The 23,115-nt window shown below is 33.4% G+C and carries 22 protein-coding genes; all 22 read right to left on the bottom strand.

The features are described from left to right. Positions 1 to 68 precede the first annotated feature (68 nt). The 22 genes from QP953_RS02405 to QP953_RS02300 all read right to left on the bottom strand — a co-directional run bounded on the left by QP953_RS02405 (position 69) and on the right by QP953_RS02300 (position 22,877). The gene (locus QP953_RS02405) at positions 69 to 1,016 is read right to left on the bottom strand and encodes an ion transporter (protein WP_052597865.1); all 948 of its coding nucleotides are present in this window, start codon (positions 1,014 to 1,016) and stop codon (positions 69 to 71) included. Positions 1,017 to 1,290: 274 nt separating this feature from the next. Beyond that, positions 1,291 to 2,370 carry a CDP-glucose 4,6-dehydratase gene (rfbG, locus tag QP953_RS02400; protein WP_309553846.1) on the bottom strand — a complete coding sequence of 360 codons (1,080 nt, stop codon included), beginning with the start codon at positions 2,368 to 2,370 and terminating at the stop codon, positions 1,291 to 1,293. 11 nt (positions 2,371 to 2,381) lie between these two features. Next, positions 2,382 to 3,164 (bottom strand): glucose-1-phosphate cytidylyltransferase, encoded by a 783-nt coding sequence (gene rfbF, locus QP953_RS02395; protein ID WP_052597863.1) that lies wholly within the window; start codon positions 3,162 to 3,164, stop codon positions 2,382 to 2,384. Continuing rightward, positions 3,161 to 4,360 (bottom strand): glycosyltransferase family 4 protein, encoded by a 1,200-nt coding sequence (locus tag QP953_RS02390; protein ID WP_309553845.1) that lies wholly within the window; start codon positions 4,358 to 4,360, stop codon positions 3,161 to 3,163. The genes rfbF and QP953_RS02390 overlap by 4 nt, the downstream gene beginning before the upstream one ends. Before the next feature lie 8 nt (positions 4,361 to 4,368). Continuing rightward, the gene (gene galE / locus QP953_RS02385) at positions 4,369 to 5,394 is read right to left on the bottom strand and encodes a UDP-glucose 4-epimerase GalE (RefSeq protein ID WP_052597860.1); all 1,026 of its coding nucleotides are present in this window, start codon (positions 5,392 to 5,394) and stop codon (positions 4,369 to 4,371) included. Then, positions 5,395 to 6,354 (bottom strand): glycosyltransferase family 2 protein, encoded by a 960-nt coding sequence (locus tag QP953_RS02380; RefSeq protein WP_309553844.1) that lies wholly within the window; start codon positions 6,352 to 6,354, stop codon positions 5,395 to 5,397. Then, positions 6,347 to 7,918, bottom strand: a complete 1,572-nt coding sequence (locus QP953_RS02375) for a hypothetical protein (RefSeq protein WP_309553843.1) — start codon at positions 7,916 to 7,918, stop codon at positions 6,347 to 6,349. The genes QP953_RS02380 and QP953_RS02375 overlap by 8 nt, the downstream gene beginning before the upstream one ends. Further along, complete coding sequence (locus QP953_RS02370; RefSeq protein ID WP_309553842.1) at positions 7,911 to 9,014, bottom strand: DegT/DnrJ/EryC1/StrS family aminotransferase; 1,104 nt, start codon at positions 9,012 to 9,014, stop codon at positions 7,911 to 7,913. Before QP953_RS02370 ends, QP953_RS02375 begins: the two co-directional genes overlap by 8 nt. Further along, a complete protein-coding gene (locus tag QP953_RS02365) occupies positions 9,014 to 9,946 on the bottom strand; it encodes a hypothetical protein (protein WP_309553841.1) in 933 nt (310 codons plus the stop codon). Before QP953_RS02365 ends, QP953_RS02370 begins: the two co-directional genes overlap by 1 nt. A gap of 28 nt (positions 9,947 to 9,974) precedes the next feature. Beyond that, positions 9,975 to 10,439, bottom strand: a complete 465-nt coding sequence (locus tag QP953_RS02360) for a GNAT family N-acetyltransferase (protein ID WP_309553840.1) — start codon at positions 10,437 to 10,439, stop codon at positions 9,975 to 9,977. 10 nt (positions 10,440 to 10,449) lie between these two features. Continuing rightward, positions 10,450 to 10,848 carry an FdtA/QdtA family cupin domain-containing protein gene (locus QP953_RS02355; RefSeq protein WP_309553839.1) on the bottom strand — a complete coding sequence of 133 codons (399 nt, stop codon included), beginning with the start codon at positions 10,846 to 10,848 and terminating at the stop codon, positions 10,450 to 10,452. 26 nt (positions 10,849 to 10,874) lie between these two features. After that, positions 10,875 to 11,984, bottom strand: coding sequence for a glycosyltransferase (locus tag QP953_RS02350; protein ID WP_309553838.1), 1,110 nt, complete (start codon positions 11,982 to 11,984; stop codon positions 10,875 to 10,877). Positions 11,985 to 12,007: 23 nt separating this feature from the next. Then, entirely contained in the window at positions 12,008 to 13,090 is a 1,083-nt protein-coding gene (locus QP953_RS02345; protein WP_309553837.1) for a DegT/DnrJ/EryC1/StrS family aminotransferase, read from the bottom strand. Then, positions 13,087 to 13,851 (bottom strand): formyltransferase family protein, encoded by a 765-nt coding sequence (locus tag QP953_RS02340; protein WP_309553836.1) that lies wholly within the window; start codon positions 13,849 to 13,851, stop codon positions 13,087 to 13,089. Before QP953_RS02340 ends, QP953_RS02345 begins: the two co-directional genes overlap by 4 nt. Beyond that, positions 13,817 to 14,830 (bottom strand): Gfo/Idh/MocA family oxidoreductase, encoded by a 1,014-nt coding sequence (locus QP953_RS02335; protein WP_309553835.1) that lies wholly within the window; start codon positions 14,828 to 14,830, stop codon positions 13,817 to 13,819. The genes QP953_RS02340 and QP953_RS02335 overlap by 35 nt, the downstream gene beginning before the upstream one ends. Beyond that, the gene (gene asnB / locus QP953_RS02330) at positions 14,823 to 16,763 is read right to left on the bottom strand and encodes an asparagine synthase (glutamine-hydrolyzing) (protein ID WP_309553834.1); all 1,941 of its coding nucleotides are present in this window, start codon (positions 16,761 to 16,763) and stop codon (positions 14,823 to 14,825) included. Before asnB ends, QP953_RS02335 begins: the two co-directional genes overlap by 8 nt. A 6-nt stretch (positions 16,764 to 16,769) precedes the next feature. After that, positions 16,770 to 17,579 (bottom strand): sulfotransferase, encoded by an 810-nt coding sequence (locus QP953_RS02325; RefSeq protein ID WP_309553833.1) that lies wholly within the window; start codon positions 17,577 to 17,579, stop codon positions 16,770 to 16,772. Beyond that, positions 17,579 to 18,856 carry an ABC transporter ATP-binding protein gene (locus QP953_RS02320; RefSeq protein WP_309553832.1) on the bottom strand — a complete coding sequence of 426 codons (1,278 nt, stop codon included), beginning with the start codon at positions 18,854 to 18,856 and terminating at the stop codon, positions 17,579 to 17,581. The genes QP953_RS02325 and QP953_RS02320 overlap by 1 nt, the downstream gene beginning before the upstream one ends. An 83-nt stretch (positions 18,857 to 18,939) precedes the next feature. Next, the gene (locus QP953_RS02315) at positions 18,940 to 19,782 is read right to left on the bottom strand and encodes an ABC transporter permease (RefSeq protein WP_309553831.1); all 843 of its coding nucleotides are present in this window, start codon (positions 19,780 to 19,782) and stop codon (positions 18,940 to 18,942) included. 146 nt (positions 19,783 to 19,928) lie between these two features. After that, on the bottom strand, positions 19,929 to 20,300 hold the full coding sequence (gene crcB, locus QP953_RS02310) for a fluoride efflux transporter CrcB (protein WP_309553830.1): 372 nt from the start codon (positions 20,298 to 20,300) through the stop codon (positions 19,929 to 19,931). Continuing rightward, positions 20,293 to 21,348, bottom strand: a complete 1,056-nt coding sequence (locus QP953_RS02305) for a glycosyltransferase family 4 protein (protein WP_052597833.1) — start codon at positions 21,346 to 21,348, stop codon at positions 20,293 to 20,295. Before QP953_RS02305 ends, crcB begins: the two co-directional genes overlap by 8 nt. 128 nt (positions 21,349 to 21,476) lie before the next feature. Next, the gene (locus QP953_RS02300) at positions 21,477 to 22,877 is read right to left on the bottom strand and encodes an OmpA family protein (protein ID WP_309553829.1); all 1,401 of its coding nucleotides are present in this window, start codon (positions 22,875 to 22,877) and stop codon (positions 21,477 to 21,479) included. Positions 22,878 to 23,115: the final 238 nt, after the last annotated feature.

Here is a 23,115-nt window from a genome sequence, read left to right as displayed (position 1 = left end):
TTTTTGATCATACCTATATTATACTCTATTATTTCTTAACAGAGTAAGGGAGGAGATGATGTTCTGTATTAAACTTTTGGACGTTTGGTTGTTCTTCTTGGAGGCAACTTATCATCATCTCGACCATCATCAGGATTATTGATAGCTGGATTTTGATTGTCTTTTTTATTTTTAAATCGCTCTTCTTCTTCGCGTCGTGCATCCAAAACCAGTTGAAAGTTATTAACAATTGCCCCAACGACTAAATTAACGAGCAAATAAGCTGCAATAACCATCCAAGAGACATGATAGATGGTTACAACCCAATTAGAAGCAGCAGGGACCGTATTCATACCATCCTCTTTAGCTGTATATTCATTTTTCAATAGATTGTACCTCAAATCTGTCCAATCCTCTCCTGTTAAAATTCTAAACAAGGTAAAAAATGCCTCTCCTAAACTACCATAAGGATCTGGATTGCTAATCGTCAATTCCAAATGTTCGGATTGACTGTATTGTTTATTCTTAAAAAGTGTGACTCCCATTATAGCATAGATGTACATAATAAGCAAGAATAACACCGCAATATAGGATAAAGATTTGATGGACTTCAGTAAGACGCCTATTAAGACTCTGAGCTCTTCTATTGCTCGAATAGAACGGGTCAATTGCACAATTCTAAGGACACGCAACGTCGCAAAAACAGAATTTTGTTGATCGTTCATGTCGGTAAACAAAATCCCTGCAACTTCAGGAATAATACCAATAACTAGAATGAAAACATCAAACCAATTCCAGCGATCGGCAAAGTACTCTCTAGTGCTCCTCCTTCCGTGCCAACGCAAGACTACTTCTATAAAGAAAACAAATAAGATGCAAAGCTGTACGACCTGAATGTAACTTGGCACGTGGCTATACGTTTGCACACCAATTAGTAAACCATTTAGAACAATAAGTCCTAATATGGTCATATTAAACCAGGTACTATTTATAATATTTCTTGCCTTGAGTCTAGTTGGAGAATCTAAGGTACTCATGTTTATCGGGTATTTTCAAGCACTTAACTAGTCCTTAATTTGCTACAAATAAGTGAAACGAAAGAATGGTTTATAGTTTGTCTAGAGTTAATGGTATTTTAGTTTGTAAGTGTTACCATTCTTACCGTAGACATTCTCACGAATTTGGATCAACTTATTTTTAAGAGATTCAGAAAATTAATATACTACTATCCCCCTTAATTTCAAGGGAAAACAGTTTTTTTTTGTAATAATTTAATGTGATTCTGCATTACTCGACTAAAATACTCAAAAATTAAGACAAATAAGCCTGAATTTGGGCACGAGTTATTTCTAAAGGACTTTGTTTTTTGTCTAAAGCCTCTTTATACCATTTAATTGTATTCTGGATAGCCTGTTTTGCATTCCATCGCGGATACCACTTTAGCTCATTGACCGCTTTAGAACAATCCAAGCGCAGCAGTTTTGCCTCATGCAACTGACCTTTTTGTTGTTCTACCACGTAAGAGCCTTTTCCCCATTCTTCTATTGCTTGCTGAACTAAAAATTCTACTGTTATCGCTTCATCGAACAAAGGACCAAAATTATAAGGCTCAGAAAATCGAATAGGATCCTCGTCCATGCGGATTGCCAACAGCAAATAGCCATACAATGCTTCTAAGACGTGTTGCCAAGGTCTCACGGCATGAGGATTTCTTAAGGTCACTTGCTTGCCATCACTCACCGCCCGAACAATATCAGGAATAATTCTATTCTCTGCCCAATCTCCCCCACCAATAACATTTCCAGCACGTACTGTAGCCAAACTCGTTTGATGTTTGGAGTAGTCTTTAAGATTAAAAAAACTAGAACGATAAGAAGCACTAACTAACTCTGCACAAGCTTTACTAGCACTATAAGGGTCATAGCCTCCCAAGTGATCGTTCTCACGATAAGGATAAAACCATTCTCTATTTTCGTATACCTTATCGGTTGTAATATTAATAATCGTACATTTTTTGTCCACCAACTTTGCTGCTTCTAACAAATTTGCCGTCCCAATGGCATTGACTTCAAATGTATATACAGGGCGATTATAGGCATCCAACACCAATGGTTGTGCCGCCATATGATAAATAATATCGGGTTGAAACTCTTGAACAGCACTAGATAATTGCTGTGCATTTCGAATATCTGCTATTACCGATTCACACAAATGATCTCCATCTATATCAACATACAACGAAGGGTTTTCGGCTTCCAAAGCATAGCCTTTAACTACCGCCCCCAAACGATTCAGCCAAACCGTCATCCAAGCACCTTTGAAGCCTGTATGTCCTGTCAGAAAAACTTTTTTTCCTTCAAAGAATTTCTTAAGCTCTGTTCCTGTTACCATAGATTCTTAATTTACCATATTTTCCAAGCAGGATTTCCACTCTCCCACATACGTTCCAAATCACGTTTGTCTCTCAATATATCCATGCATTTCCAAAACCCATCGTGTTTATAAGAAACCAGCTGATTATCAGCTACTAAATCACGCATAGGATCATCCTCCCACATAATTGGAGTCATGTCTTTGTCTCTTAGATAAGAAAACACCTTTCGATTCAAAACAAAGAAACCACCATTAATCCAAGTTCCACCACCTTTGGGTTTTTCTACAAACTCGGTTACTGTTCCTTCTGAATCTGTGTTCAATACGCCAAATTTCCCCGCAGGTTGTACGGTAGTGACAGTGGCTATTTTATCGTGTGCATGATGAAAATCGACCAATGCTTTGATGTCAACATCAGAAACTCCATCGCCATAAGTCAACATAAAATTTTCATCCTCACCAATATATTTTTCGACTCGTTGCAATCGACCAGCAGTCATTGTATGCAACCCTGTATCCACTAAGGTTACTTTGAAGTTTTCTGAATTCGTTTGATGCACCTCAACTTGATTGTTTGCTAAGTCTACTGTGATATCTGAATTGTGATAAAAATAATTAATAAAATACTCTTTTATCATATATCCTTTGTAGCCCAAACAAATTATAAATTCGTTGTGTCCATGTGCTTGATACATTTTCATGATATGCCACAAGATAGGCTTACCTGCGATTTCAATCATCGGTTTGGGACGCATATGTGATTCTTCTGAAATTCGAGAGCCTAACCCTCCAGCAAAGATGACTGTTTTCATTTTTTCAAGGCTTTTTGATAGACGTTATAATACTGTTTTGTAGTATTCTTAATGTTAAATTTTTCAAAGGCTTTTTGAGCTTGTTTTCCATATTTTAAAACTAAATTAGAATCCTTTACAAATGCTAACATAGCTGCTTTTAAATGTGCTTTTGAAACCTTTTTTTCTGTATTCAATGGAATTAAGATTCCTGCAACTTCCTTTGAGTCGGTGCACAACATTTCTTCTATCGCTCCTACATTCGTAGCGATAGAAGGTTTTCCACAAGCCAAGTATTCTATAATAGTGAATGGCATTTCTTCATGGTATGAAGGCAACAATCCAACATCAAAGTTAAGAATTTCTGCGATAGGAGAATGCGTGGCTCCCATATACTTTATATTAGGGTGCCAATCTTTCTGTTGCATGAGTTTATCAACATAATCACCATCGGCAAAAAGGCGCAATTCTATTTGCTCGTATCCTGCTTTTAGCAGCTCGTCTGTTACTTCTAACAATTCAATCCAACCTTTGTCTTGATGTCCCCTTGCGACCATTCCAAAGGTAATTTTATTATTCAGTGAATCAGAACCAGTCACCACTTGCTGCTCAGCCAAACCGTTATAGATTTTCAAAAATAACGATTCATCTACAAAAGAACGGTTGGGAAAAATTTCTTTGAAAGGAAGAATATTCGCTGGTGACAAATAGACAATAGCCGATGCCGTAGACAGTAATTTTTCTAAAGTATTTTTTAATATCTTTTTCTCTGTCTCCGAAACCTCTTGTCTCAGTATGTGCTTATAAGCACCATGTAGAGTTGTAATATAAGGGATATTTAACCGCTGTTGAGCTAAATAAACATTTTCATCTCCTAGCTGAATATTATTGTGAATGACATCTACTTGTTTATTTTTTAACAACTTCAAAAAATAACGCGTTGTCAACCATTCTTTCAAATCAAAGGAAGGAATTATTTTCTTTATCCAGTTTCTCAATTTATTGATTAGAACAATTGTTTTGGCATTTTTTGATAATGTCAAAATTTCAATTTCAGCAGGAATTGGTTCGTTAGAACTAGTATCTACTTGCTCTGGATGATGGCAAAAGATGGATACTTTGACATTCGGTAGTTGAATCAATTCTTTTGCCAATTGAATGACAAAGGTTTGAATGCCTCCTATTCCAAAACGAGATATGTAGAAAATAATATGCATTAAATTGTTTAAGATATTTTATAATCACTATGGTACCATTTCCATGTAGTAGACAAAATTTCATCAATCTTGTACTTAGGTTTCCATTCTAATAATTCCATTGCCTTTGTTGCATCTGCATAGATAGCAGAAATATCTCCTGCCCGTTTACTTCCTATAGAATAATCTAATCTTTGTCCTGTCACCTGCTCAAATACGGCAATTAGTTCTAATACGGACACTCCTTTTCCTATTCCAATATTAAATACCTCGCAGTTATGTTGTTGTTTTTCTTTTAACAGGTACTGTAGTGCTTTGGTATGGGCACTAGCGACATCCATAACATGGATATAATCTCTAATACAGCTTCCATCGGGTGTATTGTGGTCATTTCCTGTGACAACAAAAGGCGGACGTTTTTTTAATAATGCTTCTACTAACAAAGGGATAACATTATAAGCTCCTTTTTGAGGGACTTCTCCTATCTTAGCACTTGGATGAGATCCCCCAGGGTTAAAATATCGCAATAGAATATGATTGGTGCACGGCTCTGCCACTGCAAAATCTTGAATGATTCGTTCTCCCATTTGTTTGGTATACGCATAAGGACTTTCGGCGGTACCAATAGTTGTGTGTTCAAAAACTGGCAATGCCTCTGCATTTCCATAAACAGAACAGGAGGAAGAAAAAATAAAGTTGGGAATCCGACGCTCTTTTATGCAAGTTAATACATTTAGCAAGCCATTTATATTATTCTGATAATATTTTAAGGGCTCTTGAATAGATTCAGGAACGCTCTTGTAGGCTGCAAAATGAATAATTCCTTTGATCTCTTTGTATTGTCTAAAAACACTTCTAAGTGCCTCCAAGTCACAAATATCTATGGCATGATTCTCTACTTTCATACCTGTGATTTCTTCTATAGCAAACAATACATTTCGATTCGAACGGACATTGTTATCAACAGATACCACCTCAAAACCATTGGCAACTAAATCCACAATTGTGTGACTACCAATATACCCACAACCTCCTGTTACTAATATCGTTGACATTTATTTTGCTTTTTTGAAAAAGTTTTTAATTCTATATTTAAATAACATCCACATGAATTTAAAATAAAAGTGTATCGATATTTTTAACATTAAATGTCTTATCATTGTTTTTTTTGCCGAAGTAATCGTTTTCGTACTTGTATATTTAAATAAATATCGATCCAAAATATCGAACTCTATGGCAGAATAATTAATTTCTTTTTCTTTTAATTGAGGTAGAACTATTGAATAAAACTTCATATTTTCTATCAACAGTAATCCTGATTTATCATTAGATTTGGTAATATTTTGGTCATGAGTTCGGTAATAATTTAATGATTTCGCACAATAAACAATATCATGATTTAACAAAACTAGAGTGCACAAAAGCCAGTCTCCTGCACCTTTTAAATTTTCTATTTGAGACATATTGGGCAAAGCACTCTTACGAATAAGACAAGCACTCATATTATTAATAGTCATTACAACAAGCATATTCTCCAATAACTCTGTCATGCCTTTTTTGACATAATTTTTCTCCCATTTATGAGTTGAGAATTTTTTGTTCTTTATTTTTTTCCAAGTACCTATTTTTTTTGATTTTTCGTTAACAATATTAGAATCAGTATAAGCAATACCTGCTTGGGGATACTCGTCTAGTTTCTCCACTAATACCTCCAGAAAATTCTGCTCTGCCCAATCATCATTTTCAGCAATCCAAATATACTCTCCTCTAGCTAATTCGAAGCCTTTCTTCCAACTTCCAAAAGGGCTTCCACTATTGATTTTATTATAAATCAAGTGAGATACCTTATCATGATTTTTGTACTTATTTAAAATATTTTTGCTATCATCACTAGAATTATCATCGATAATAATTAATTCAAAATCTTGAAAAGATTGATACAATATAGTATCAATACGCTTTTGTAGGTATTGAGCATGATTATAATTAGGAAGTATAACAGAAACTTTAACCATTTTTTACATTATCTCTTTTATACCTTCCCAACAAATAACTAACAAATGTTCTTAGCCCTGCCCTCTTTAAGCTTTTGTTCTTAATAATTAAGCATATATACATAGCCAAAAGCTTAAAACTGAAAGGGATATTATGCTTAAATGCTAATATTATTAGGTTAAAGCTTCTAGTTGGGGAAGCTGTAAATTTATACCACTTTTGAGATGGTATTGATTTATTTAAAATATCTTTTGTTGTATCAAAAGGAGCAATAGGTTTGCAAGGTTCAGCATAGATTTTCTCCAATTGTTCTTGCCATGGTTTTAAAAGAAATTTATCTTCTATGTGCTTCTCAATTATAGGACTAGCCCACTTCTTATAAGCTTTAGTTTCAATTTCCTCTTCAATAAATTCAAAGTATTCTTGTTTATTAGTATATGATAAGTAATTAACGATTGTATCAGGATAGAGTTTATTCACAGCTTTTCCTAGCAATACAGAATTTTCTTGATAAGACAAAATTGGAGGTAATCCATAATATAACCCATCTAAAGTACCCAAACCTGCAGGTAATGGGTAAGTGTCTACTATATAATCTGAAATCTGGTAGTAAACGATTGGCTTTGTAACTCTTCCTTTAAGTAATAAATTATCTACTTTTTTTAGATTGGGGCAAAACCGTCGAAAATCATCTTCTGTTGATCCTACGACAATCAATGTACAATGATGATTTTTAGACAAGAATTGATTCCATTCAGCAAAGAAATTTTGTTCTTCAAAAGGAGCATATTTATATGGAGAACCAATTGCAAAAAAAATCACCTTTGATTCTTCTAAACCTGTTTCTTGCCTATACTTGATAAGTACCTCTGAAGAAGGTTTTTTGTATTTCTTTTCCCCTAATACGAAGTTCAATACATAATCATTTACAGGATATCGATATTTCTTTGAAATAACAACATCTCCAGAATTAAAGTTTATCCGTTTATCTGCTATAATATTTCCTAGAGAAAAACGAAAATTAGCATGATTATAAAACAGAACTATGCTACCTGTTTTTTTTCTTATATCCCACAAAGCGAGTGTAGGAACAATGTCTTCCATATGCTGATGAAGTACAATAACATCAAAGTAATTTTTATACAAAAAATCTCTTAACATTACTGCCTTATCTATTTCAGAAGTTCCTTTTAAATAATGTTTAGGAATGCCTTCTGGTAGTAGGACTTGTTGTTGTTGGTTAGTTAGCAATATTTCTGAATTGCTATAAATATCATTTTCAATCCAATCTAAAACTACCTTTGTATGTCCTCCTATATTATAAAATTCTGTTCCGATGTGGAGTACTTTTCGTTCTTTTTTTTCCTTTTTTTTAAAATTAGAATTGGGAAATGTTTTTTGTGCTATCTTTAATAACAATACTTCTAAACGAATAGAAGATAAATACCCTATATAATCTCTTCCTTCTAAATAAGCTAATTTAGAAATTAAGCTCACAGCATCAGTTAATGCACCTTCTTGGCATAAATCGTGAGCATAATCTACTAAAGTTTGATGCAGTTCCGTATCTATGTTTTTATCCATTGTAAGCATTTATCGCTTCAATAATTTTCGTAACATCTTGATTGTCTAGAACTGGGCTAATTGGGATACTCAGCACCTCTTGATGTATCTTTTCCGTAACTGGATAACTCAAGTTATTCCACTTTGCATATGCTTGTTGCTTATGGGGTGGAATAGGATAATGAATTACCGTTTGGATTCCCTTTTTATTTAAATACTCTTGTAGGTGATTTCTATTTTGTGTTTTAATTACGTATAAATGAAATACGTGACTATCATCATCCTTCCACATAGGTAATGAAATTAATGGATTTTTAATTTCTGTACTATACCTTTTAGCTATTTTTCTCCTTTGACTAGTATCTTTGTCTAGAGAAGAAAGTTTGATAGACAAAAAACCTGCTTGAAGTTCATCAAGCCGGCTGTTATAACCAATAACTTGGTTATGGTATTTTTCTTTTGATCCATAATTTCTTAATACCCGTACCATATGAGCTAACGCTGTATCATTAGTAGTAATTGCACCTCCATCTCCCAAAGCTCCTAAGTTTTTGCCAGGATAAAAAGAAAAGCCTGCTGCATCTCCTAAATTTCCACAACGTTTTCCTTCATGACAAGCTCCGTGTGCTTGCGCAGCATCCTCTATTACTAATAGGTCATATTTACTTGCAATTTGCCCCAATGTAGTCATATCTACTGCTTGTCCATATAAATGAACTGGTATAATGGCCTTAGTTTGGCTCGAAATAACTTTTTCTATTTGACTTAAGTCTATATTAAAAGTTATTTCATCAGGTTCCACTAATATAGGTGTCAAACCATTTTCACTTATAGCTAGTATCGTAGCAATATAAGTATTGGCTGGCACTAAAACTTCATCCCCCTTCTTTAGTCTACCTAATTCAATATAAGCTCTCAGAATTAATACTAATGCATCTAATCCATTGGCTACACCAATACAATACTTTGTCCCACAATAATCTGCAAATTGTTGTTCAAATTTTTTGACGGATTCTCCTAATATATACCACCCTGAATTGATAATTTGGTTAGAAATATTGACCAATTCCTCTTTATATTGAGCGTTAATTTTCTGAAGATCTAAAAACTTAATCATTATATTTTCTTAATTAAAGTATATTTTGAACTAATTGAACAACCAATCCCTTCTTTAAATTCACATAAACCATGATTGGGTATCCCTTTTTCTGTAGATGGTCCAATATCAATTACACTAACTTTATTTTTATAATATTTAAATAAATTATAAGAAAGGTAATTCATTGGTCTATATATATGATAATCTACAATATCTCCCCAATAAACAACTTGAACAATCTCTTTTGTTACATAAAAAACTATAGCAGCAGCTACAGAATTTTCATGTAATTGTACCAAAAAGAAATCAATATTAATAACCTTAGAAGTTTTTTGTATATCTTCCCAAGATAATCTCAAGGGGTATCCTCTTGAAAACCTATTCTTCGCAATCACATTATAGGCTTTTTTTTTCTCTTCCAAACTAACTACATGTTTGAAATTATATCCTTCTGTTAACAAGGCTCGTTTCAAATTTTTGCGAGCATTACTTCTTATTTTCTGTGTATAATTATTATCAAAATCACTCAATGAAAAACTATAATTCAAATCTACATAACATACAGAAAAACCTTTTATAAATAAAGAATTTAATTGTTTATCAATTGCTGCATCTCCATAAATAGAAGGTGGTAAAGTAATATGAATTTCTTTGATTCCATTATCTTTACACCATACAAATAAATTATCTATTGCAGCTTGAATATCTGATAGCCGAACAGAGGGGCGAAGTAGGCTGAAGCCACCAAATGGTGCAGAAAAAGGGCTTTTTAATATCCCTTTTTTTACGCCTCCTATCAACGCTATTTTAGGTTTTCCCCCATTATCAAAAACTAAAGTTGCTAAAGAATTTACTTTATCTTTATTGAGTAGTTGAAATTCAATACTATTAAATATATGGTCCTTGCTTTTAAAAACATGATAAAAATGTGAATCTTCTGTTATAAACATTTATTTATTAAATTTTTAATTCATAAAATTAGTACTTATACTCCATATATAACTCACTCTTTAGCTGTCTTTCTATATCCTCCACTACAATAAAACCCAATTTCTTATATAAAGAAATTGCTCTATCATTGTTTAAACTAACTTTTAAATAAATTCTTTCTAAACCGTCTTCTTTTCCTTTCTTCATTATATACTCTAACATTTGTGTACCAATGCCTTTTCCCCAATGTTCCTTTTCTCCTATATATCCCCAATACTCACCCTCCCTTGAGGATATATTTTTCAATCCTGTAATTCCAATTGGTTTATTATCAAGACAAACTCCTTTTATAAAATAATGAGCTGATATAGACTCTAGTGAATTATACCATTCCTCTTGCTCTTCCTTAGTAAAGGATGAACTATTTGTCAATCTCTTTATTTCGGGATCATTCAACCATTTCCAAGAATACCCTAAAAACATCCTGTCAAAATCAACAAACTCAACATTCATAAACAATGTATTATATATATTTTTTAAATTCATTATAATCTCGTATGTAATCTGCTTCATCATATAACTGTGACGCCATACAAACCAAAACAGCATTATGAGAAAACTTCATCCTTCTCCAATATCCAGAAGGTACATAAATACCTTGACTTGGTTCATCCAGTTCAAATTCAAAAGTTTCTCCTCCAACACTTTCAAATTCAAAATATATAGTTCCTGCAACACATATAATCACCTGTTCTAAAGCACGATGAGAATGATTTCCCCGTTCTACATGATTTGGTGTAAAATACGTCCAGTAAACTCTTTTTATTTCAAATGGTATATTATCCTGAATTTCTGCAACACTAATATAGCCTAGGTGTGGTGCTCCTATTTGTTCAAATTGTATTTGATATGGTTTTTTCATCTTTATTTTTTTAGACAAAATGAACTTTATAATGATTCAACAATTTTCTTAAAAGATTTCCATTGTTGTTCTTTTGAATATTGTTTACGAACCATTTCATGCCCTACTTGAGCAATTAATTTTCGTTTGGCATCATTCTGCAATAAGGCTTTAATTTTAGTGAAACACTCTTCCATATTATGATACGTAGAAAAATGCTTTCCCATTTCAAAACCTTCAGGATAAATTCCTGCGTCCGAAATCATATGTGCTCCACATCCCAAAACTTCAAAATTTCGCATATTAACTTTATAGTTCTTTGTAAAATCTACTCCTGCATTAAATACTATCTTACTTTGACTTATTGCATCATACAAATCTAATCCATAAATAGGGGCAGATGAATATTTCCGAACAATTTTAGGAGGAAAGTCTATTCGCCTTAAATATCTCCTAATATAAGGTATGTTTACATATATATGCTCTTTTTCTATATACTGTAAGCATAGTTTTATATTCAAATGCGGATTATTTTTTTTAAATAATAATAATGCCTCTAATCGTTTATTTCTATTATCAAATCCTGCTTTGGTGTATTGCCCATAAAAGAACAAATCAATTGGGCGTTTGTCATTTTTGGCATATACGCTCATTTCATCATCATAAGCTGGTTGAAATAAATCATTTCTATATCCAACTTTTTCTTTTAATAAAATATCTTCAGGATAATTTGTAAGACGTGTAGCATATAATTTAAAAAACTCTGGATTTCGAAAAGGTGCTGCCGACCAACAAATACGTATTATACTAGGACTTAAGTTCAAATCTAACTCTTCCTTTGAAAAATTATCTGTTGAAAAATTGTAAAACACATCTGGTTTAAATTTCTTTATCTGAGCAAATAAAATTTCTTTTAAACTTTTTGTCTTTAAACCATTTTCTCTAGCCCACTTGTATTGTAAGTTCTCATATCCCCACATAGTAAAAAAGCCATTTCCTTCATTTTCCAAACAAGGGCTTAAAATATGTAAAGCATGAAAACGACTTTTGAGTAACAAGGCTCTGTGTTCTTCAAAAGAAAGATTTTCTACCGAATATTTTGACTCTAGATAAGGAATAAATGGGGGGTAAATATTCATAACTTGAAAAACTCTCATATAGTATATTCATTTAAATAAAGTTAAATATAAGAAGCTATAAATTCAATAGATTCCTCATCCAACTCTGCAAACATAGGCAATGAAATAATTTCTTGGGTTACTTGATGCGCTACAGGAAAATCTTCTGCCGTATACTTTCTATTTTTATAACAATCTAAGAAAGGTAAAGCCGTAGGGTAGTGAATAGAAATACCGATATTTTCTGCCTTTAGCGTACGCATCAAAGCTGCTCTATTCTTAGAACGAATAACATATAGATGAAATACGTGCTTACCATTTTCTATAACACGAGGTGTCACAACATCACTATTTTTTAGTAAGGCATCATAACGCTTGGCATTTGCAATACGAGCATCTGTCCACTCATCTAAATAGTTTAATTTGACCGATAAAACTGCTGCTTGAATACCATCCATTCGACTATTTCTACCTTCCATCAAATGGTTGTGTTTACCTTCTTGTCCATGATTAGCAATCATTCTTGCTATTCGTGCAATTTCTGGGTCATTTGTAATCATACCTCCCGAATCGCCATAAGCACCTAGATTTTTTCCAGGATAGAAACTAAAAGAAGCACAATCCCCAAAAGTCCCGATCTTTTGACCATCAAATGTAGCACTATGTGCTTGTGCACAATCTTCCAACACCTTTAGATTATGTTTTTGAGCAATTGCCATCAAACGAGGCATATTGACAGGTTGTCCATAAATATGAACAGGAATAATTGCCTTGGTTTTAGCCGTTATTTTTTCCTCTATCAAATCCAAATCAATGGTATAATAATCAGGATCTATATCTACAAATATAGGTGTTGCTCCGACAGTAGATACAGCCTCAGAAGTCGAAATCCAAGATAGTGCGGGTACCAAAACTTCGTCACCAGCTCCTACTCCCATTGCTTGAAGTAAAATCTCTAGTGAGTCTGTTCCATTTGCGCAAGCAATACAATGTTTTACGCCATGAAAATCTGCAAATTCCTTTTCAAATTTAGCAGCATAACTACCTCCAATAAATGCAGTTTGGTTAATTACACTTTGGATAGCCTCATCAATCTCTTTTTGAATGCTGAGATATTGAGCTTTTAGATCTACAAATGGTATCATTTTTCTATTGTTATATTTAATTTTATGCCATTAATTTCTGCATAAGGAGGAGGAAAGCCAGGCATTGAAGTTGCCCTCACATGTCGCCAAATTTTATCTTCATCCCAATTTAAATCAATTTTTTTAGCTTGAGCAATTTCCTTTCTATAATGGATAGAAGTTGTTCGTTCTAAAAATTTTTTTTGTGGAATTGGAGTTGTTTTTCCTAATAAAATAGCTCCTATCTTATTTTCAAATAATTTTTTAGATGCCACCAATGTTAACTCATACAATTCATTTACAAAACAGTTATCAGAAACTGGAAATCGTTCTTCGGCCAAAATAGCTCCAGAATCAATACCTTCATCCATAACATGCAATGTTGTTCCAAACTCTTTTTTTCCATCAATTATAGCAAAAGTAAATTGGTTACAACCTCTATACTCTGGTAATGGTGCCATGTGCAAATTAATTGCCATTTTAGAAGCAATCGATAGATGTTTTGCCTTTAGTATTTCATGATATTGGACAGATACTAGAAAGTCACATTCGAATTCTATCAATCTATCAAGAGATTTTATTACTTGTACACCATACCTATCTGCCAACTTTGTCAAATCTGCCGCTCCCAAACGGTTAGTGTTATTAGTAAGTACTCCAACTACTTCTATATTATATTCTTCTTGTTCTTTTAATAAGTGTTCTAAACAAAAATAGCCAATAGGTTTTGAGCCTAAAAATATAACTTTACTTGCCATTAATATCTGAATAAATTTTATCAATAATTTCTACCGTCTTTAATCCTTCAAACATATTGGTCGTAATTTGACCACCGTTTAATAGTACATCAACGACATTCTCATAAACCATATCATGATTAGACATAGAGCCTTGGTATTGTCCGTAATTATTAGCTGTATTACCTGCAGGCAAGTTATCAATACTAAAATTTTCAATTTTTTGGTACTCCAACTCATTTAGGTATTGCCCACCAATTTTCACAGTTCCTTTATCTCCAAACAAAGTCAAAGAACCTTCCATATTTCCTCCATAACTATTTACGGTATAATTAATTGTTCCGATAGCATTGTTATGAAACTTTAAAATCACTACTCCTGTATCTTCGAATTCTGTAATTCCCTCATGGCAATAATTTCCACCAAAAGCCTTCGCATCTTTTACATCGCCAACCAAATAGTATAATAAATCTACAAAGTGACTAAACTGTGTATACAAGGTACCTCCATCCAAGTCTTTGGTTCCTTTCCAGCTATTTTTATAATAGTCTTCATTTCTATTCCAAAAACAAGATAATTGTACACTATTTATCTTACCTAATTTCCCTGAATCAATCGCATTTTTGACAGCGTTAACAGGCGGATTATAACGATTTTGTTTGATTACAAACAACCGTTTATTTGCCTTTTCTGCCGTTTTAATCATTTCGCCACAATCGTAAACAGAAATAGCCATTGGTTTTTCGCACAAAACATGTTTTCCTGCTCTCAAAGAAAGAATGGAATGATTGGCATGCAAACCATTAGGAGAACAAATAGAAACGATAGAAATATCATTGTCCTTTAGCAATTCCTCTATAGAATAATATGGTGTTGCGTCATATTTTTTTGCCAATTCCTTAGCTTTTTCAATTACAACATCGCAAACTGCTACTAATTCAGCTCCTTCCGTATTTTGAATATGCTTTGCATGACGTTGTGCAATCCTACCACAACCTACAATTGCAAATTTTAGATTATCCATTCAAATTTTTAGTTAAAATATGTGCATTAAACAATGGCCAAAATTGTTTACATTCTTCTTCTGTCCACGAATTGTTTGAAATTCGATGTTCAACAAATGAAAGTATTTCTTTGGCATTCCATAAATCATTATTCTGAAAAGAAGTTGACTTTAATTCATCTAAAATTAATGATTTTAATTCATTACTAAACCACTCTGGCATAGGAGAAGTCATACCTACTTTTAATTTTCTAGTTCGAATTGACTCTGGCATGATTCCTTTCATACTATCCCTAAGAATTCTTTTAGTATATCCACCACCAATTTTACTTTGTTCAGGAAGTGAAAACATGTAAGAAATCAATCTCCAATCCATAAAAGGCATCCGAATTTCGATACTTTTTTGCATTGCTCCACGATCAAAATTCCTTAATATGGATGGTAAGACAGATTCATGGAATATTTTATACAAATGCCAATTGCCAAAACTCATTTGTTCATTAGGTTCTAACAAAGCAAAATTAGCAGGTTGTTCTTTTTCTAAAAAAGACCATAAATCAGGAGGAGGAATTTGGGAAGGACTTAACATCCGTCCAATTTTCCGAATACCCCTTTCCCATAAAGACCTTTTTTCTACATGAGCTACTTTTGTTAAATTTTTTAAATACTGTAATTGTTCCTCCCTTTCTTCTTTAGGTAATAAACCTAAATATATATTCTGAATTAATAACTCTCTTTCTTTATCACCTCCCCGTACTGCATCAAGGTAAATATCCTTAATAGAGAATCTATATCCAAACATCATCTCATCAACCCCGTGACCATCCATAGATATTTTATAACCATCTTGCTGCATATTACCATAAACTGTCGTCAAGGGGTATATTGGCGAGTTATATATATTATCAAATAGTACTGTTGAACTAACTATGTCATCTAATAAATTATTGTAATCTGGTAATAAAAACCGCCCATCGCCACCTGTATAGTCAATTACCTCTTTGGCAAAATGACTTTCATCTAATATAGATCCTGGGAAACCAATATTATACGCTCTCTGCCAATTTTTAGGTGTTCTATCAATTGGCTCATTCTTCATCAAATAGTTAATCATGCAATAAACAGCTGAAGAATCAACTCCTCCGCTCAAAGCACTAGCTATTGGTACATCACTACGCATTCGAATTTTCGCCGCATCTTCAAATAATTCTCTGAACAAAAGAACCTGATCATTATATTCTTTTGGTATCTCTATTCTATTTTCTAAGGTATTCCACCACTTGTATTTATAAAATTCACCAGTGTTTAAATTCAGAGTTGCATTGTGTCCTGCTTGTAATTGGTATATTTCTTCATAAATTGATTCACCTGTTGCTTCTAAACCATGTACATTTCTTATATTAAATAAGATGTTATTTTGGTGTATACGCTTCTTGAAACCATGGAGTTTATTAAATGCTATAGACTCTGATGCAAAGGCAAAGATACCATCTGTATTAGCAAAATAAAGTGGTTTAATTCCAAAACGATCTCGAGATAAAAATAATTCTTTTTTTTGTCGGTCTACTATTGCAATTGCCCACATACCATTAAATCGCTTCACACAATCATTCCCCCATTCTATGTAAGCAGCTAACACAACTTCGGAATCACTGTCAGAATAAAAAGAATATCCCAACTGAATTAAGTCATTACGCAATTCGATAAAGTTATATACCTCGCCATTATAAACCATCCAATAACGTTCATTGTCTAATGACATTGGCTGATTGCCAGAGCTTGATAAATCCAAAATAGATAATCGACGATGCCCCAAAGCCATATTTAATTCCTCATTGACCCATACATCATGTCCATCTGGTCCTCGATGTATTAGTTGATCATTGAAGTCTGATATAATTTTATGTGATATTTTAATATGATTAAAATAAATTATTCCTGAAATTCCACACATATTAAATTACTTAAGGTAGTTTAGTCGTTTTAAATTTTCTTGCATTATCTTTTCTGCTTTCCGTTTTTCAAAAAAACTTAACCTCTTCTGCCATCTACCAATTTTTGATGTATCAAAGTTAGCATTAAGCATTGCTTCTGTATGCCAAATATTATCAATATGTAACGGGCTTTCTCTTACTTCCTTTTTATGAGGAGTGAGCATTCCTTCTTCCAATACAAGCCCTAAAGATTGGCAAATTCTCATCAACTCTCTTTTAGGATATTGCAACAAATCTTCATAAACTAAATTAATGACTCTATTATTCAATGTTTCATTATTTGCTAGTTTTAAATAGGTATCAATACTTTTATTCCACAACGCACATACACTTTCTAAAGAAAAACTAGGCTTGTGGTATGCTGTCCCTGATTTAATAAAACGCTGCTCTACATCAAGATGAGAAACAAGTACATCTCTACCATCTCTAATAATATTCAGAAAAAAGGCATCTGGAAACAAAGTCAACAACTCTTCTGCTACATCTATATTATTGGGAGTTTTTTCAGAAAAAAAGATAACTTCTGAGTTTTCTTGATGTTTATTTAGCAATGCACTACTCACAAATGTTCTCATATATTGGTCAAGCGAGTCCCTATCATAGAAAAATTCCTGTCGTTTCAAGTGAAATGGAGTTATCATTCTCCTGTATGTCATCATAAGAGGTTGCAAAAAATCAAATTCAGGACCTCCGACTACTTTAGAATGAGAAATTATAATTTTCTGTACAAAAGAAGTCCCAGAACGTCCGCAGCCTCCTATAAATAAATGCCTCATTAAACTAGATTAATTTTATGATTAATAAAAAATTTATCATTTTGAAGAATATTATTTCTCCCTGTTCCATAAAAATCACCTGCTTCAATTCTTAAAATAAATGCATCCTGCACCCAATCTACTATATCTCCATTTTCTCCTTCTCTAAGAAATACATTACAAAAATACTCTCCAGAATACAAAGCTACATTCTCTAAAATAAATTCAACCTTAAAACTTCTATCTACTGTTAATGTTTCTGGGAAAAACATGGATGAAAGAGTTGAAACCCTTACTCCTTTAGAGTCATGAATACCAATACTTATACTAATAGGTATTTTAATCATAGCTTTCTGACTTATACTCAATATGATTTTACCCAATTGCCCAACCTTTAAATAACTGGTTACTTGACCATTAGTACAAACATCTACCTCCGTAATTCGATAACGCCCATTTCCTTTCCGATCTGTTCTTGATTCCAACCGTTGTGTGGTACTCTCTCTATTATCATTTAGGTACAATTCAATCATTTCTTTTGTACCTCCCTGTCGAAGGATTGTACCATTCTTAAATACGGCACAACTTGTACATAAAGCTTCTATTGATTCCATATTATGGCTAACAAATAATACAGTACGTCCCTCCCCACTACTAACATCTTTCATCTTGCCAATGGCTTTCTTTTGAAACTCTGCATCTCCAACAGCTAAAACTTCATCTACAATTAAAATTTCAGGCTCCAAAAACGCTGCTACAGCAAAACCAAGGCGTACACGCATTCCAGAAGAATACCTTTTAACAGGGGTATCTACATATAAAGCACAACCTGCAAAATCAACGATCTCATCAAACTTTCTAGAAATTTCTTGTTTAGTCATTCCCATTATAGCCCCGTTTAAGTAGATGTTTTCTCTTGCTGTCATTTCTGGGTGCATTCCTGTACCTACTTCTAATAAAGAAGCGATTCGTCCCTTTGCTCTTACTCTCCCAGTAGAAGGAGAGGTAATTCTAGAAATAAGCTTTAATAAAGTAGACTTTCCTGCACCATTTTTTCCTACAATCCCTAATACATCCCCCTTTTTTACTTGAAAATTTACATCTTTCAAAGCCCATACAAATTCAGATTCAGCTTTTTGAGTTCGATCATTAATCTGACCAACTAAACTAAAAGGATCTTCTTTTCCCCTTATTTGAGCCCACCAACGTTTTATATCATTTGATAACGTTCCTGTCCCTATTTCTCCTATTCGATACTGTTTTGATAAATTTTCAACACTTAATACAATATTAGACATCTTTATTTTCTTTTGCACTATCAAAAATTATGTGGACGTTAATTGTTATCATCAACAATAATACATAACCTCTATTATAAATACTAAATTGTATCTACAAAGCTTTTTTCTGTTTTATTAAAAATCAAAATACCTATAAGTAGAACTACTGTAGCAAATATTGTTGAATAAGTCAATCCTATTATAGAAAGCTCTCCCTCTCCCAAAAAACTATATTTAAATGCTTCAATTACATGCGCTAAAGGGTTAAGAGCTATAGCTAGCTTTAGTTGACCTTCTATCAAACTCATAGGGTATATAATTGGTGTTGCATACATTAGTAATTGTACTCCAAATTGCACTAAAAATTTTAAATCTCGATACTTAGTAGTCATTGAGGTAAAAATTAGCCCAAAACCTAAGCCTAAGGAAGCCATTAATATAATTAAATAAGGAATTAATAACATACTCCAAGAGATAACTACTGGAACGCCCTTTATAACGAAATAAAAATAAACAATTAGAAAAAGAGTAAATTGAATAAAGAATTTAATTAATCCTGAAACTACTTTAGATAATGGCATAATAAGTCTTGGGAAATAGACTTTACCAAACATATCCTGATTTTGAGCAAATGTATCAGAGGTTTGCAGAAAACACTCTGAAAAATAGTTCCATATAACAATTCCAGATAAATAGAACAGGGGTTTAGGGATTCCATCTGTAGCAATCCCTGCTATATTTCCAAAAACAACAACATACACCAGTGTTGTCATAATTGGCTGTACAAAAAACCATATAGGTCCTAAAATAGTTTGTTTATATACCGTTACTACATCCCTCTTAACAAACATTGTTAATAGGTCTCTATACTGCCAAATTTCTTTTAGGTTAAGACTCAACAATTTTTGTTGTGGCTTTATAATTAAATCCCACTCTTCTTTCATGTTAAATACAACTATTTAGCAATGAATCAAACATTAGACATGTTACCAACATTTGGTTAAAAAATTCAAAGATAGCTATTGCTTTTGTAATATCCTTAAATTGTTAGAATTATATTCAGACTACAAAAACAAGCTACGTACATTATTTATTTATCCATATTTCCCATCCATATACCTAAAAAGACAGCCAAAACACCCAAGACCAAACTCAATATTAAGTATACGACAGCCCATACTGTTAAACCACCTTGACCAAGTTCTAAGGTTTCTTTAGAAAAGGTACTAAAGGTGCTAAAACCACCACAAAAACCAGTTCCAAGCAATAATTTCCAATGATCTGATAAGTTGTCTCGAGTCAAATGATCGGTAAGGTATCCCAAAAAAAAACAAGCACTAACATTAGCAATTAAAGTAGCTATAGGAAAAGAGGCACTGGGTGCTGGGAAAATCAGCCCTACACAATAACGACACAAACTTCCTAGTCCCCCTCCGACAAAAACAGCTAGAGCATTAAACATATCCTTCCGTTTTCTTTTTTTTTCGCAAGGCATACTCTACTATACCTGTTAAAATCGTTCCCATCAGAATGACAACTCCAAATAAAGGTAATGTGCCAATCCATTGTAACTGAAATACAACAGCTATAAAAATTAAGTTGACTATTCCCAAAATAGCTGTTCCTTGAAGGTGGCTACACCCCAAATCTAATAACAAATGATGGATATGTGTACGATCTGGACTAAAGGGAGACTTACCTTTTAAGATACGTAGCGTAAAAACTCGTAAAGTATCAAATAATGGAATAATCAAAATCCCTACAGTTACGGCAGGAACCGAACTAACACTTTGCTCATTCACATAGGTAATATTGGATTGGATAAATGAAATGGCGAGAATTGCTGCTGTTAAACCAATTAATAATGATCCTGTATCTCCCATGAATATTTCTGCTGCTAAGTTGTACCGCAAAAAAGCCAACAAAGCTCCTGCTAATGCAGCTGCAATAATAGCTAAATCTGGGCGATTCATACAATAGAACCAATATCCAAAAGTACCACAGATAATACAACCTATTGTTCCTGACAATGCATTAATTCCATCTATTAAATTAAAGGCATTGATGATGACTATAATTGTAAATATGGTTAATGGAATACCTATAAAATCAGGAATAGCATGAATACCAAAAATCCCATACAAACTCGTCAACTGTATTTTGGCAAAATAAACTAATAAGAAAGCAGCAAATATCTGCCCTGCAAACTTTTTGGAGGGCGTTAGTGGAATAATATCGTCTTTTGCTCCTATTAGAAAAATGACGATAAATGCGCATAGTATATATTGCAAATGAGAGGGCTGCTCATGAAAAGGCACCCAAAAAGTTGTCGAAAAAATGAGTCCTGCAAAAATACCTAAGCCGCCTAAGGTAGGCACACTCTTGGAATGCGAACGCCGTTCTCCCGGTTCATCTACCAAGTTTTTCTCTACTGCTACCTTGATGATAGAAGGTATAGCAAAATAAGTTATTAAAAAGGCAGTTAAAAAAGCTGGAATTATATCATACATCCTTTATCTCACGCTTTTGTGATCATTAATATCGGGGAGAATTCAAAGCTAACAAAAAAAAAGGAGATGCAAGACATTCTGAGTTTGCATCTCCTAGACTTTTGCACATATATATGCTAGATATATTATTATTTACGAACTACTTGTATTTCTGCACGTCTATTGCGCTGTTTTCCTTCATCGGTCGCATTGCTAGACAAAGGATATTTTTCGCCATAAGCATTGTACTTCAAACGTCGATCGCTAATTCCTTGTCCCATAATGTATTTTAAGACAGATTTAGCCCTTCTTTCAGACAATTTGTAGTTGTAATTTTCACTTCCATCACTATCGGCATAGCCACCAACTTGTAATTCTAGTTTAGCACATTTTTGCATAGCATCAACTACTCTATTCAACTGGCGCAAAGAACTGTTGTCCGCTTTGGCTGCATCATAGTCAAAGTAAATAGCTGCCGTCAAAGTTTGTAGATTAATTCGATTACAATCTGCTGCTTCTGCTGGCGTTAATGGTTTTGCATTTTGGGGGTTATAATCATAAATATTATCATTCAAATCATTTCCATTGCCCGAATTTGGATTGCCTCCACCAGAATAACTATCAGTATTGTCAGTGCCAAATTGAATGCCATTTTTTTGCTGATTAGGTAGTGAACCCGAACCAATCTTAATGCCACCACCTGATGTTGCATTGTTCACTTTTTTCTTGCTCAACAAGCCATCTGGGCTAAATACATAACCTTCTTCATCGATACGCACAACACCTTCGTTTGCATCTCGGATGTATCCTTTTCGGTCAATAAAGAACTCTTTAGTATCGGTAATAAAAGAACCACTTTGGTCAACAATATCACCAGAAACGACATCCACACGCATATCATTACGATCGTATAGTTTGCCGTCATAACTCTTATAATAGCCTTTTTCTGCTATGCCATTTACTTTTGCTGGGTGACCATTTCTTTCTGCGATTTCCATCATATCTCCGATTGCCAAAGGACAACCATTATACTCAGAAATTCCAAACAAATCAGGACAAGCGTCCAATTCATCTTTGATACCATCACCATCGCCATCGGGGCAACCATTGGCTGTAAACAGTCCTCTTACTTCAGGACATTCGTCATCTTCATTTTTTACACCATCACCGTCAACATCCGAAGGGTCTATATCTGGGCAACCTGTTTCACGCTCTCCGTAAGCGTCGGGACATTCATCATCTGGATCAATAATCCCATCATAATCTCTATCCAAACATCCTAATAGATTTGCATAGCCTTTGTCGTCTGGACAGCGATCTTCAGAATCTTGGATACCATCACCATCAGCATCTGGGCAACCAAATGTTCGAGCTGTACCATAAATATAAGGACACTGGTCCACATCATTCGGTACACCATCATAATCATCATCGGGTGCTTTTTTTTCTGTAGTTGCTACCGTATCATTTTTTGTCGTTCCAGCAGTAGAACCACAGGCAACCAAAACAAAAAAGCTAGTGATGTAAATAAATAATACATGTAATTTCATGGTAACTATGTTGGATTGATTTATGATTGCTAAATAGATCGTTAGAATGTAATTTACGAATTTTATTTATTGTTAAGAGGTACTTTATATTTCCTAAAAAATTAATTCTCAATTAAGAGAAATCAAAGATAATTATAAATACTTCTGAGTAATAACAACAAGATAGTGTTTCTATAAATTTAACGATAAAAACGTCAAAGAGTTATTCTTTTTTGTTTTTTATTTGGGTAAAATCATT

The sequence above is a fragment of the Aureispira sp. CCB-E genome (assembly GCF_031326345.1).
GTDB lineage: Bacteria > Bacteroidota > Bacteroidia > Chitinophagales > Saprospiraceae > Aureispira.
Note: the sequence above shows the minus strand (reverse complement) of the source record. Positions and strands in the feature narration are given on the sequence as shown.